Annotated in this window: 13 protein-coding genes; 8 read left to right on the top strand and 5 right to left on the bottom strand. The window is 66.3% G+C overall.

The features are described 5' to 3' along the window. Positions 1-82: 82 nt before the first annotated feature. A complete protein-coding gene (locus QF038_RS19290; protein ID WP_307612346.1) occupies positions 83-1,501 on the bottom strand; it encodes an amidase in 1,419 nt (472 codons plus the stop codon). Between the two features lie 311 nt (positions 1,502-1,812). On the opposite strand from QF038_RS19290, the gene QF038_RS19285 reads away from it, so the two are divergent. From QF038_RS19285 to QF038_RS19275, 3 genes are all read left to right on the top strand, one after another. Further along, positions 1,813-2,139 (top strand): rhodanese-like domain-containing protein, encoded by a 327-nt coding sequence (locus tag QF038_RS19285; RefSeq protein ID WP_307612345.1) that lies wholly within the window; start codon positions 1,813-1,815, stop codon positions 2,137-2,139. Between the two features lie 87 nt (positions 2,140-2,226). Beyond that, positions 2,227-3,204 carry a prephenate dehydratase gene (pheA, locus tag QF038_RS19280; RefSeq protein WP_307612343.1) on the top strand — a complete coding sequence of 326 codons (978 nt, stop codon included), beginning with the start codon at positions 2,227-2,229 and terminating at the stop codon, positions 3,202-3,204. A 94-nt stretch (positions 3,205-3,298) separates the two neighbouring features. Next, positions 3,299-3,505, top strand: coding sequence for a hypothetical protein (locus QF038_RS19275; protein WP_091420301.1), 207 nt, complete (start codon positions 3,299-3,301; stop codon positions 3,503-3,505). A gap of 33 nt (positions 3,506-3,538) precedes the next feature. Here the strand turns inward: QF038_RS19275 and QF038_RS19270 are convergent, their stop codons facing one another. Next, on the bottom strand, positions 3,539-4,603 hold the full coding sequence (locus tag QF038_RS19270) for a diacylglycerol kinase family protein (protein WP_307612340.1): 1,065 nt from the start codon (positions 4,601-4,603) through the stop codon (positions 3,539-3,541). A gap of 90 nt (positions 4,604-4,693) precedes the next feature. Here QF038_RS19270 and serS point away from each other — a divergent pair, with 90 nt between their 5' ends. Further along, positions 4,694-5,974 carry a serine--tRNA ligase gene (gene serS, locus QF038_RS19265; RefSeq protein WP_307612338.1) on the top strand — a complete coding sequence of 427 codons (1,281 nt, stop codon included), beginning with the start codon at positions 4,694-4,696 and terminating at the stop codon, positions 5,972-5,974. Positions 5,975-6,285: 311 nt separating this feature from the next. On the opposite strand, the gene QF038_RS19260 is transcribed toward serS, so the two are convergent. After that, positions 6,286-6,453, bottom strand: coding sequence for a hypothetical protein (locus QF038_RS19260; protein ID WP_307612336.1), 168 nt, complete (start codon positions 6,451-6,453; stop codon positions 6,286-6,288). 238 nt (positions 6,454-6,691) lie between these two features. Here QF038_RS19260 and QF038_RS19255 point away from each other — a divergent pair, with 238 nt between their 5' ends. The 3 genes from QF038_RS19255 (at position 6,692) to QF038_RS19245 (ending at position 8,879) form a co-directional block, all read left to right on the top strand. Further along, positions 6,692-7,258, top strand: a complete 567-nt coding sequence (locus QF038_RS19255; protein WP_307612334.1) for a hypothetical protein — start codon at positions 6,692-6,694, stop codon at positions 7,256-7,258. A 100-nt stretch (positions 7,259-7,358) separates the two neighbouring features. Next, on the top strand, positions 7,359-8,219 hold the full coding sequence (locus QF038_RS19250) for an HAD family hydrolase (RefSeq protein WP_307612332.1): 861 nt from the start codon (positions 7,359-7,361) through the stop codon (positions 8,217-8,219). Between the two features lie 75 nt (positions 8,220-8,294). Continuing rightward, complete coding sequence (locus QF038_RS19245; RefSeq protein WP_307612331.1) at positions 8,295-8,879, top strand: histidine phosphatase family protein; 585 nt, start codon at positions 8,295-8,297, stop codon at positions 8,877-8,879. Positions 8,880-8,886: 7 nt separating this feature from the next. Here the strand turns inward: QF038_RS19245 and QF038_RS19240 are convergent, their stop codons facing one another. After that, positions 8,887-9,486 carry a hypothetical protein gene (locus QF038_RS19240; protein ID WP_307612330.1) on the bottom strand — a complete coding sequence of 200 codons (600 nt, stop codon included), beginning with the start codon at positions 9,484-9,486 and terminating at the stop codon, positions 8,887-8,889. 122 nt (positions 9,487-9,608) lie between these two features. On the opposite strand from QF038_RS19240, the gene QF038_RS19235 reads away from it, so the two are divergent. Next, positions 9,609-11,984, top strand: a complete 2,376-nt coding sequence (locus QF038_RS19235; protein WP_307612329.1) for a phosphoketolase — start codon at positions 9,609-9,611, stop codon at positions 11,982-11,984. A 68-nt stretch (positions 11,985-12,052) separates the two neighbouring features. Here the strand turns inward: QF038_RS19235 and QF038_RS19230 are convergent, their stop codons facing one another. Further along, positions 12,053-12,805, bottom strand: coding sequence for a DUF429 domain-containing protein (locus QF038_RS19230; protein WP_307612327.1), 753 nt, complete (start codon positions 12,803-12,805; stop codon positions 12,053-12,055). Positions 12,806-12,915: the final 110 nt, after the last annotated feature.

Below are 12,915 nucleotides of genomic sequence, written 5' to 3'. Positions count from 1 at the left end.
CAGTCTGCTTCCCCGGGGTTACAGGCGGATGAAGCACGCGTTAGATCCAGGTCAACACCCCAGGCATGGAAGCGGGGGAGCGTTAGAAGCCCAGTTGCCGGGCCACCTGCAGCAGGAGCGTCTCAGAGCCTGAGGGTCCCACCAGTTGAATCCCCATCGGCAGCCCTTCGCCGGGTACGCCACCGGTCCAGTGGACAGGAACACTGATGGCCGGCAGGCCGCACACGTTAACCATCGAGGACCAGGGCGCGAATTCGCACTGTTTCCGGTAGTCGCCGTCGGCATCCCCGAACCACTGTGCTGCCGGCCAAGGGGTGTTGCCGTGCGCCGTTCCCGTGAACCAGCCCACGGGGCGTGGCGTCTGGGCCAGTGCCGGCATCAGCAGCAGGTCCCACTGTGCGTACTGCGACACCGTGTCCCGCTCAAACTGCCGCAGGAAGGCCAGGGCCTCGTTCAGCTTGGCAGGACTTCGCTGTTGGGCCCTGCGGCGGAAGGTCCGGGTGAGTGGCGCCAGCAAGGCCTCGCGGTGCGGGCTGATCCGCGCCGCACCCACTGCCGCCGTCCAGGCGGTAGTGAACGCATCGGGATACCGGTTGTCGTAACGGACGGCTGCCTCACTGAGCGAATGGCCGGCGCCTTCCAGGAGTTTTTCCCCCGCACGGAGTGCGTCCAGCGACTCCTGGTCGGGAGTGAACGGGAAGGTCCCCTGCCAGGGGCTGTCCAGCGTGATGCCGATCCGGAGCCGCCTCGGCTCCTGTTCCACCGACGCAAGGTAGCTGCCTTCCGCGGACCCGGCCGGGACCAGCGCATCCATCATCAGTGCAGCATCAGCCGCGCTCCGCGCCAGGGGGCCGGCCACCACCAACCGGGCAGGGTCGCCCAGGCTTTCCCCGGCGGGCACCAGCCCGCGTCCCGGTTTAAGCCCCACGAGGCCGCACGCCGCGGCAGGGATCCGGATGGAACCGCCGCCGTCCGTGCCAGGCGCGAAGGGAAGCAGCCCGGCGGCCACGGCCGCCGCGCTGCCGCCGGAAGATCCTCCCGAGCTCCTGCTCAGGGCGTGGGGATTGCGCGACGGCGGCGCCACACGGTTTTCGCTGTAAGCCGTCAACCCAAATTCGGGCACCTGGGTCTTGCCCAGGGAGATCACGCCCGTCTCCTTGAGCAGCGCCACCAGGGGGCCGTCAGTGACAGCGGGTTTGTGGTCCAGGGCCGCGCTGCCGTGGGTGGTCACCACGCCGGCAACGTCGGTGAGGTCCTTGAAAGCCAGGGGCATGCCGTGCAGGAGCGGGAGCTCGTCCTGAGGGGCTCGGGCGTGCAGCGAGTCGGCGGCGCGGGCACTGTTCATCGCTTGCTCGGCCGTCACCGTGACAAACGCGCCCAGCAGGGGATTCTGCTCTTCAATCCGGGCCAGGAAATGGGCTGTAGCCTCTGCTGAGGAAACCTCTCCTGTGCGGAGGCTGTCCCGGAGCGCGACGGCGGAAAATTCGTGGAGCTCAGCCAAAGTGCCCCGGTTCCAAGGGATCCCCGCGCAGCTCCACGGACTCCAGGGCCGCGCGGGTGGAAGCGGCGGGGTGGTCTGCCGGCAAGGATCCTCCCAGGGTTCTTGCTACAAGGTGGTCCCAAAAGCCTAACCCGCGGCCCTTCCGCACGGGCAAGGGTGCGGGCCGGCGCAAGCGGGACCGGAGTCAGGGCGCTGCTTGTGGCCGGGACAGTGCTGGCGGGAGGAAACCGCCCTGGTTGCGGGGCCGGCTCATGACTTAGGACAGGGTACTAGGCTTAAAGCTGACCTACGATCTGCCAGACAGGACTCCCATGAGCGATTTCGATTCCGTCCCCGTCAATGACATCCCCGACGACGCCGCGGTCCTTGATGTCCGTGAGGACTACGAATGGGTGGCCGGCCATGCCGATGGCGCCCTCCACATTCCCCTGGACCAGTTGCCTGCCCGGCTCGATGAACTCGATCCGGACCAGGATCTTTACGTCATTTGCCGGACCGGCGGCCGGTCCTTCCGTGCCGCGCAGTGGCTGACCGGCCAAGGCTACACCGCCATCAATGTCTCGGGCGGCATGGACCAGTGGCTGGAAGCCGGAAAGCCCCTGGTCTCGGATAACGGGTTGAAGCCCATGGTGCTCTAGCGTCCGCGCGCGTCCCCGCCCTTCCGCCGCCTGTCCAGGGCGCTCATATGCTTCCCAGGCGGCTCATATGCTTCAAAAGGAATACCTATGCCTGCGTCCCGCGTCACCTACGCTTTCCTTGGGCCCGAAGGCACGTTCACGGAGGCCGCGCTGCTGCAGGTGCCGGGTGCTGCCCACGCGAGGCGCGTGCCGGCGTCGAACGTCAACGCCGCACTGGACAAAGTACGCGAAGGTTCCGCCGACGCCGCCATGGTGCCGATCGAAAATTCCGTGGAGGGCGGTGTCACCGCCACCCTTGACGCCATTGCCACCGGGCAGGAACTGCGGATCATCCGCGAAGTCCTGGTGCCCATCAGCTTTGTCCTGGTGACCCGGCCCGGCGTGCGGCTGCAGGATATCCGGCGGGTGTCTACACACGGCCATGCCTGGGCGCAGTGCCGGCTGTGGATGGACGGCCATCTTCCTGAGGCGGAATACGTTCCAGGATCCTCCACCGCTGCGGCTGCCGTGGGGCTGCTGGCCGAGGACTGCCCCTATGACGCCGCGATCTGCGCCCCGCTGGTGGCCGAGGAACAGCCCGGGCTCTCCGCGCTCGCCCGGGACATCGGTGATAATCCGGATGCGGTAACACGGTTCATCCTGGTCAGCAGTCCGGGCAGCCTGCCCCAGCGCACTGGCGCGGACAAGACGACGGTTGTGGTGCCGCTGCCCGAAGACCGCCCGGGCGCCCTGATGGAGATCCTGGACCAGTTCGCGAGCCGTGGCGTGAACCTCAGCCGGATCGAGTCCCGCCCCACCGGCCAGTACCTCGGCCACTACTTCTTCAGCATCGACGCCGATGGCCACCTCGGTGACGCGCGGCTGGCTGATGCCCTGGCCGGACTCCACCGCATCAGCCCGGCCACCCGGTTCCTCGGCTCGTATTCGAGGGCGGACCAGCAGGAGACAGTGGTGGAACCGCACACCTCGGACGCGGCGTTCCGGGCGGCGCGGGCATGGGTGTCAGGGCTGAAGCCGGAACCTGCGCGCACGGAAAACGGTTCCGCCGCTTCGCCCACAGCGTAGGCAATTGCCTTCTTTACCACTTCCGCGGGCTGTGGACAATGCGTATGCTTGCTTGATCCACAATGGGGATGGCCCCTAACGAAGGGAGCGGGTCATGACTAGCAACAGCACTGACAATGATGGCCAGGGAATGATCGTCAATCCCCGTCCCACTGCCGACAACCAGGACTGGGACGGCGACGACGCTGACCGTGCTGACCGCCTGCGCTTCGAAGAGGAACAGGCCATGATCCGTGAGCAGTCCGAGGCCCGCGCCGCCGCTAAAGCCGCAGCAGAGGCGAACAAGGAAGCCCACGCCTGACCCGCTGGTTCAGTGGCTGCTTCAGCCGCTGGTTCAGCCCAGTGACGCCTGACCCTTAACCCTGATCAACAATGAGCGCGGTTCCACCTGGACCGTGACCTTGGTGGCCTCGCCTGCCGTGTCCCCGTCGAGCTGGGTGGGCATTGGTTCCGGGCACTTGATGATGATTCTGCCGGACCGGTAGACGGTCATAATGGGCAGCTTCCCGCTGTGCTTGAACATGATCTTGACGTACATCAGCAGCCAGCCAATGGCACTGCGGGGACTCATCACCACCACGTCCAGCATGCCGTCGTCGATCATGGCCTGCGGGATGAAATCGATGCCGCCCGGAACCAGGCCGCAGTTGGCAAAGAGGATGCTGCGGACATTGCGGATCTGGTCCGGGCTGCCGTCCAGGGAAATGGAGATTCTCTTCCGACGGCCGGGCAGGTGGCGCATTCCCGCCTCCGTATACGCCAGCCACCCGAAGGTCTTCTTCAGGCCGGCGTTGGTATCGGCCAGCACCTCAGCATCCATGCCGAGTCCCGCGATCACCAGGAATACGTGTTCGGAGGAATGCCCGGTCCGGGAGTTCTCAATGCCCATCCGGGCGGTGTCGATGTAGCGCTGGTGGCCGAAGAGAGCAATCTGGACGTTGCCGTGGAGGTCGTAGACGTCCAGGTCCACATTCCGCGCCAGCAGGTTCCCGGTACCCAACGGGATCAGGCCCATCGCCACACCCGTGCCTGCGAGGGACTCAGCCACCACCCGCACAGTACCGTCGCCGCCGCCCACCAGGACGACGTCGGGCTTGTCCGCCAACGCTGCCCGCACCTGCGAGAAGCCTGGATCCTCCGCCGTTGTCTCGTAAAAGACAGGCTCGTCCCAGCCGGCCGTGAGGCAGGCGCGCTGGATGGTACTTCTCGCTTCGGGGGAGCGGGCCTTGATGGGGTTCAGTATTACCGCCACGCGCTGCTGGCTGAGGCCGGCCTCGTGTGTTTCGCCGGCCACTGCGCTGCGCACGTGCAGGGCCTTGAGCCTGCGGACTCCCCACCAGCTGGAGATGGCGAAGGCAAGCGCCACCGCTATCAGCAGGTAGAGAATCAGGTCGCTCATGGTTCCTCAACAGTATCCCGGCGGGAGGTGGGCTTTCGGGCATACTGGCCGGCCGCCGTCGTACTCCGCCGGATTGGATACCCTTATGTGGTGATCGACGTAAAAGACCTCAGCGAAAACCCGGAGAAGTTCCGAGCCAGCCAGCGCGCCCGCGGCGCGGACGAATCGGTGGTGGACGCGATCATTTCCGCCGACTCCGCACGCCGCGCGGCGCTGATCCGCTTCGAGAACCTCCGGGCGGAGCAGAACGCCTTCGGCAAGAAGGTGGCCCAGGCCAAGGGCGACGAGAAGAAGGCCCTGCTGGCCGAGGTCAAGGAGCTCGCCAACTCGGTGAAGGCAGCCTCCGCTGAAGCCGATGCCGCTCAGACCAAGCAGGAGGAACTCCTGCGCACCATCCCCAACCTCATCGAGGACGGTGTGCCCGAAGGCGGCGAGGACGATTACGTGGTGGTCAAGACCGTGGGCACGCCCCGCGAGTTCCCCGACTTCGAGCCCCGCGACCACCTGGAAATCGGCGAGCTGATCGGTGCCATCGACATGGAGCGCGGCGCCAAGGTGTCCGGTGCACGCTTCTACTTCCTCCGCGGCGTGGGTGCGCGGCTGGAGATGGCGCTGCTGCAGATGGCCATGGACCAGGCCATCGAAGCCGGTTTCATCCCCATGATCACCCCGACGCTGGTGCGTCCGGAGACCATGCAGGGTACGGGCTTTGACGTCAAGCACGACGCCGAGATCTACCGTCTCGCCGAAGACGACCTTTACCTGGTGGGCACCTCCGAGGTGGCGCTGGCCGGGTACCACGCGGACGAGATCCTGGACTTCTCTGCCGGTCCCATCCGGTACGCAGGCCAGAGCTCGTGCTACCGCCGGGAGGCCGGCTCGCACGGCAAGGACACCCGCGGCATCATCCGGGTGCACCAGTTCAACAAGGTGGAAATGTTTATCTACACCACCGTTGAAGAGGCTGCGGCCGAGCACCAGCGCCTCCTGGCCTGGGAAGAGGAGATGCTGGCCAAGTGCGAGCTGCCGTACCGGGTTATTGATACGGCTGCCGGCGACCTCGGCACGTCCGCAGCCCGCAAGTACGACTGCGAAGCGTGGGTTCCCACCCAGGGCGCGTACCGCGAGCTGACCTCCACGTCCAACTGCACCACCTTCCAGGCGCGCCGCCTGAACATCCGCGAACGGGCAGTGAACTCCGAGGGTGTCACCAAGGGCACCCGGGCTGTGGCCACCCTGAACGGAACACTGGCCACCACTCGCTGGATCGTGGCGCTCCTGGAGCACCACCAGAACGCCGACGGCTCGGTCAACGTCCCCAAGGCGATGCAGAAGTACCTGGGCGGGCTCGAGGTCCTCCCGGTCCTGTAGGTTTCCCGCCAGGGCTGGCCCTCGGCTGTAGGTTTCCCAACCGGTCCTAAGCTTGTTCGCGGATCCGAATCTTGAAGGTTCGGATCCGGGAACAAGCTTCTGAACCTTGCTGAGTCCGGGCTCCTGCCCGCACGCTTGTCCACATAAGCCGGCCCGGGTACTGACTTCAGGATGGCTTCCCGTCAGCCTTGTGGCATGGAAATCTTGCCCGGGCTCATCGATTCCGCTGCCGTCTTGCGCATGCAGGGGACTACAGACGCCATTCACAGGGAGTTCCGGGCAGGACAGCTGGTCCGGATCCGCCGCGGTTTCTACGTCCGGACGAAGGACTGGCTTAGTGCCCGGCCTTCAGAGCGGTTTGCGTGGACGACGGCGGCCGTGTCCAGGTCGGTGAAAGGTGCGGTGTTGTGTGGCGAGACCGCAGCGCTGGCCAACGGATTGCCCACGCTGCGGACGCCGGCGTGCGTGGAACTGGCCACAACGCTTCCCGGGCGAAGCGGAGTGCGGCGGTCGCCCCTGACAGTCCTCGGTGAGGATGCGACTTCCCGACAGGTCCGGGAGTTGAGGTCGTATCCCCTCCGTTACTGCCTGAAGCCCGCCATTGAAACAGTGGTTCGTGGGGAGTTCCGGTGCACCAGTCCTGTTCAAACCGGCCTTGACCTGATGGTTGGTGGCAACCTTGGCCAGGCTTTGGTGGTCGCAGACGGATTGGCGCGGATGTTGCATCGCCAGGGAACGCTGCCTGCGGACGCCAGTCTGCGGTCCTTGCCCCGGATCGTGGCGGGCATTTCGTCTTATCCCCACTCCTCCGCGAAGCGCCGTGCCGAACGGGTGGCAGCGCTGGCAAGCCCGCTGGCGGAGTCCGTTGGTGAGTCCTACAGCCGGGCAGCCTTTGAATTTCTCGGCTTCGAGCAACCGGTCCTCCAGCAGGTCTTCCGCGACGCCGACGGGTTCATCGGCAGGGCTGATTGCTGGTGGCCGCGGAATCGGGTTGCGGGGGAGTTCGATGGAAAGGCAAAGTACGTCGAGGCCGCCGTTCGCGGTGAGGCCTCGGCGGAGGAAGCCGTGTACCGGGAAAAGCTCCGCGACGACCGCACCCGGGCGCTTGGCCTTCGTTTCGTGCGTTGGGGCTGGGCGGCTGTGGAGAACCCGGAGCGGCTGAAACGGAAGCTCCTTGCCGCCGGGCTTCGCCCACAGATCAGAGGCCAGTTCGCGAATCCGCGCCTTGAAGGTTCGGTTTCGCGAACAATCCCAGGAGCAGAGAGATCCCATGGCGGAGGTTAAGACCCGCAGCGTGGACAACCTGTGGGTATTAACCAACTGTTCAATAACTCTGTGGCGCGCGTCCTAGCGATTTTTTGGGGGTTTCTGCTCTACTTGATGGATGACAACGCTGACTGAAACCTCAGTCGCCGGCAACGATGACCGGCGAGACAACGAAAACAACAACGTAGACCAAAAGCTGATGGTCGCCCTGGACGTGGACGGCACCCTGGTGGACCACGACGGGCACATGTCCCCGGCCGTTCGTGAAGCGGCGCAGGCAGTAGTAGCCGCCGGCCACGAGGTCATGATCGCCACCGGCCGCTCGCTCAACGCCATGCTGCCCATCATTGAAAATATCGGCATTGACCGCGGTTACGCCGTGTGCTGCAACGGCGGCGTGACCCTGCGGCTGCACCCCGAACTGGATAACGGCTACGAGGTCATCCACAAGGCCACCTTCGATCCGGCTCCCGCCCTCCGCGCCCTCCGCGAGCGGCTTCCGTCCGCCAAATATGCCCTGGAGGACGAGGACGGCAACTTCCTGTCCACCGAACGCTTCCAGGACCCGAGTTTTGGTGTGGAGGCTGTGGGCGTTGATTTCCACACCATGCTCGAAGCAACCGCCGTGCGCGTGGTGGTCTTCAGCACCGAAAACACGCCCGAAGAGTTCAACGAGGCCATTGAGCACGTAGGCCTCGCCGGTGTCACCTACTCGGTGGGCTGGACGGCATGGCTGGATATCGCTGCGGCGGGGGTTACCAAGGCCAGCGCCCTGGAAAACCTGCGCGGCCGGCTCGGCATCGAACCCCACCTCACGGTGGCAGTCGGCGACGGACGGAACGATATCGAGATGCTGACCTGGGCCGGGCGGGGAGTTGCCATGGGCCAGGCTCCGGCGGAAGTGATCGAGGCAGCTGACGAGGTCACCCACTCGGTGTATGACGACGGCGCCGCCTACGTGCTGCGCAGCCTCCTTTAGCGTGGAGGACTTGTGCGGCTCCCGGGGCGGGCCGCAATTCCTGGCCAGGTCCCGCCGTCGGGCAGAATGGAAAGCATGACCCTTACGACGTTCGCCCTCATCCGCCACGGCCAGACTGACTGGAATGCGGAGCGCCGCCTGCAGGGCTCCACGGACATCCCGCTGAACGACGTCGGCCGGGCACAGGCCCGTGACGCCGTCGCCGTTTTGTCCGATTACGAATGGGACGCCATCGTGTCCTCGCCACTGAGCCGGGCTGCCGAGACGGCCGATGTGATCGCGGCCGGGCTGGGGCTCAGCGAGGTCCGCCGCATGCCCGAACTTACGGAGCGGAGCTTTGGGCCGGCCGAGGGGATGCAGGCTGGCCCCGAACTGGACGCGCTCCGCATCCCGGGCGGCTTCCGCGGCGCGGAAAGCGAGGACGAGGCAGCAGACCGGGGCCTGGCCGCCCTGGAGGCACTGGCCGGGGAATACCGCGGCCGGCGACTTCTCGTCGTCGCGCACGGGACGCTCCTGCGCGTGAGCCTCAGCCGCGCTGTGGGCAGCACACTGAAAAGCATCGACAACGCCGTGCTCAACCTGGCGCATCACCACACGATCGACGGCTGGCAGCTCGAATACTTCAACGGAGAGCCTGTAATGGCGGCCAGCCAGGGCTGACTCTGCCTTAGCGCGCCTCGAGGATCAGGGCCAGCAACCGGGCCGCTGCCGGCCGGGCCGCGTGCTCCTCATTCCATTGCGCCCGCGCCACCGCCTTGCTCACCGCCTGCGTAGTGATCCCGAGTTCCTGGGCCACCGCCTTCTGCTGCCCGCGGACTCCCGGAGTCAGCAGGTCCAGGACCCGCCACTCGGCACCGGACCTGTCCCGGACGATATGACCCAACAACCGCAGGACGGCCTCGGCGTCATGGGCAACGTCGGCCAGCGGACCCTCCACTGCCACCGGAACCCTGTAATTGCTGGTCCGGAGCCGGTCCACGGCCCGCCGAGCATACACCAGGCCATGGCCGGATGCGTCCTTGATCTGGTTGGGCAGGGGTTCGTTGACCGGCCCGACGCCGATGCCCACGTACCAGGAACCGGCGCGCAGCGCGATCAGGGCCGCCTCCACGGCCTGGTGCGGGCACTCCACGATGCCCTGGACTTCGTCTTCCACGGACCGGTCAAAGTCCAGGCGCGCGGGAATGTGCCGCAGGTCCTTGAGCAGCTGCGGCACCCGGTCACCATCGCGCCGGCTATCGGTCTGGTTGATTGTCAGCGTGAACATCTGAAAGCACAGCCTACCCGCAGGTAGCCTCGCCCGGGCAAGCGGGGTTGCCCCATCCGGGCCCATCTGGTGCGATGGAGCAACGGCCGCCTTTGGGCGGTGACCGCGACGTGAGGATGGTTATGACCAGCAGCATGGGGCAGGACGAACTCGAACTGGTGGACCGCTGGTGGCGCGCCGCCAACTACCTTTCGGTAGGCCAGATCTACCTCCGCTCCAACCCGCTGCTGCGCGAACCGCTGAAGGCCGGGCACACCAAGTCCCGGCTGCTGGGGCACTGGGGCACCACGCCCGGGCTGAACTTCATCTACGCCCACCTGAACCGCATCATCCGCCGCGACTCAGCCGAGATGCTCTTTGTGGCAGGTCCCGGCCATGGCGGCCCCGCCGTCGTCGCCAACGCCTGGCTGGAGGGCACGTACTCCGAAATCTACGGCCACGTGGGGAACGACGAGGATGGCCTGGCGGAACTCTTCCGCCAGTTTTCCTACCCCGGCGGCATCCCCAGCCATGCCGCCCCGGAGACCCCCGGCTCCATCAACGAGGGCGGCGAACTCGGGTACTCCCTCTCCCACGCCTACGGTGCAGTCCTCGACAATCCCCAGCTGGTGGCCGCCGTCGTGATTGGCGACGGCGAGGCGGAAACCGGGCCGCTGGCCGCGAGCTGGCACTCCCATAACTTCCTCGACCCCGCCTCGGACGGCGCGGTGCTGCCCATCCTGCACCTGAACGGCTACAAAATCGCCAACCCCACGGTCCTGGCACGCATGCCCGAAGCGCAGCTCGACCAGCTCCTGCGCGGATACGGCCACGAGCCCTACTTCGTCACGGTGAAGGACCCGGACAACACGGAGCAGGCCCACCGGGACTTCGCGGCGGCGCTGGAAAGCTGCATGACGGACATCCGTGCCATCCAGGACTCGCGGCGGACGCCATCGGCAGACCAAGCCGCGGGGGAGGCGCCGCCCTGGCCCATGATTGTGCTGCGCTCGCCAAAGGGATGGACCGGCCCGCGCGAGGTGGACGGGCTGCAGGTTGAGGGGACGTGGCGGAGCCACCAGGTACCGCTGTCCGAGGTCCGGACCAATGGCGACCACCTGCGGCTCCTGGAGGAATGGCTGAAGTCCTACCGCCCGGAGGAACTGTTCGACGGCGACGGGCGGCTCCGGCCCGACGTCGCCGAGGGCGCCCCCACCGGCGACTTCCGGATGAGCGCCACGCCCCACGCCAACGGCGGACTGGTCCGGCGCGCGCTGAAGCTGCCCGACTACCGTGATCACGCCGTCGAGGTTGCCAAGGCCGGGACCGAGCGCGTCAGTCCCATGGTCACTTTGGGTTCATGGATGCGGGACGTCGTGGCCCTGAACATGGAAACGTTCCGGCTGTTTGGCCCGGACGAGACGGCGTCCAACAGGCTCCAGAACGTTTACGAGGTCACGGACAAGGTGTGGCAGTACCGGATTGACGACGCCGACGAGCACCTCGCGCGCTCCGGCAGGGTGATGGAGGTGCTGAGCGAGCACCTGTGCCAGGGCTGGCTGGAAGGCTACCTCCTGACCGGCCGGCACGGCGTCTTCAGCTGCTACGAGGCCTTCATCCACATCGTTGATTCGATGTTCAACCAGCATGCAAAGTGGTTGAAGGTGCACCGGAAGCTGCCGTGGCGCCAGCCCATCGCGTCGCTGAACTACATCCTGTCCTCGCACGTGTGGCAGCAGGACCACAACGGGTTTTCGCACCAGGATCCCGGGTTCATCGATCACGCGGTGAACAAAAAGGCCGAAGTGATCAGGGTGTACCTTCCGCCGGATGCGAACACGCTGCTGTCGGTGATGGAACACTGCCTGGCGTCCACCGATTACGTGAACATCGTGGTCAGCGGCAAGCAGCCCTCACCCACCTGGCTGGGGCCGGACGACGCTGCCACCCACTGCCAGCGCGGGCTGGGGATTTGGGAGTTTGCGGGCTCGGAGGTCCCCGGTGAGGAGCCCGACGTCGTCCTTGCCTGCGCCGGCGACGTCCCCACGGTGGAGACGGTGGCGGCGGCGGAGCTGCTCCGGCTGGGCGCGCCAGGGCTGAAGGTCCGCGTGGTCAATGTCGTTGACCTGATGCGCCTGCAGGACGAGAGCGAACACCCGCACGGGTTGCCCGCGCGGGACTTCGACGGGATCTTCACCGCGGATAAGCCCATCATCTTCGCGTACCACGGCTATCCGTCGCTGATCCACCGGCTGGCCTACCGCCGCTCCAACCAGGAGGGCCTGCACGTGCGCGGCTACAAGGAGGAAGGGACCACCACCACACCCTTCGACATGGCCATGCTGAACGGCATCGACCGCTTCCAGCTGGCTATCGACGCGATCGACCGCGTACCCGGCCTGGCGGAGAAGCACTCGATGCTGCGGCAGGAGCTCCAGGACCGCCGGATCCGGGCCCGCGAGCACACCCGCACCCACGGTGAGGACCCCGAGGAGATCCGGAACTGGAAACTCGGCTGACCCTTGGAATTTTTGTCCAGATATGCTGACCTCCGGGGCCCGGAAACCTGCATTTCTGGACAAAAACTCTACGTGATGAGGGTCGGGAGGCCGCTTGTGGGCGGGTGGATCCACCCTTCCTTGCGGGCCGCTGCGGCGTGCACGTCATCAGGCGGCAGGGTCAGCCCGACGGCGGCCGCGCGGGCGGTGAGGCCAGCGACGACGGCGTCAAACAGGTCGTCCGAGCCGGCCAGCCGGTCCTCGTTGCCGGCTAAGTCCAGCCACGGCGCCTGCCCGCGCAGGCTTTCGAGCAGCACCGACAGGCGTTCCGCTTCGGTGGTGCCGCGTCCTTTGTAGCCGCGGGCGGCCAGGCCCCAGAGCTTCAGTGAAGCAGCGGGGTAGACCTCGGCCAATTTGCCGGAGCCGTCCCTCGGCTGGGAACCGTGGAGGGCTGCGATCTTCGCCTGGATGACGGCGCAGCGCATGGCCGGATGCGCGAGCCGGTCCGCCGAGACACTGAGCGGAATCAGGCCGGTCCGGGCCGTGACATAGCGGTCCGTGTCCCGGTAAGCCAGCAGGCGCCGGCCCTCAATGCCGTCATATGCCAGGACGGGGCCGCCGTCGAACTCCAGATGTCCGGTAAGGAACGGGATCAACGCCTGCGGCCAGCCGACGGGGCAATCAATGCCGGTCATGTCTGTGGCCCCGAACAGCTCCACGATGTCCTGGTCAGCCACATTGAGTGCGAGGTGAACCAGCCGCGCGGACCCCTGGCCCCACTCGATAACTGCCACAGCCGTCTTTTTGGTGGCCGCGGCAAGGTCCACTCCGAGCGTTCTCACGGAACCAGACTCTACCTCCGGTTGCCTGGCCCGGTTCTTTCTGGCTTGGGCACGTTCTGGACACCTGATGACTCGGGGCCCCTGGATCTGGAACTCTGGTGCATGGTGGG

This window comes from Pseudarthrobacter sp. W1I19, assembly GCF_030817835.1.
Lineage (GTDB): Bacteria > Actinomycetota > Actinomycetes > Actinomycetales > Micrococcaceae > Arthrobacter.
Note: the sequence above shows the minus strand (reverse complement) of the source record. Positions and strands in the feature narration are given on the sequence as shown.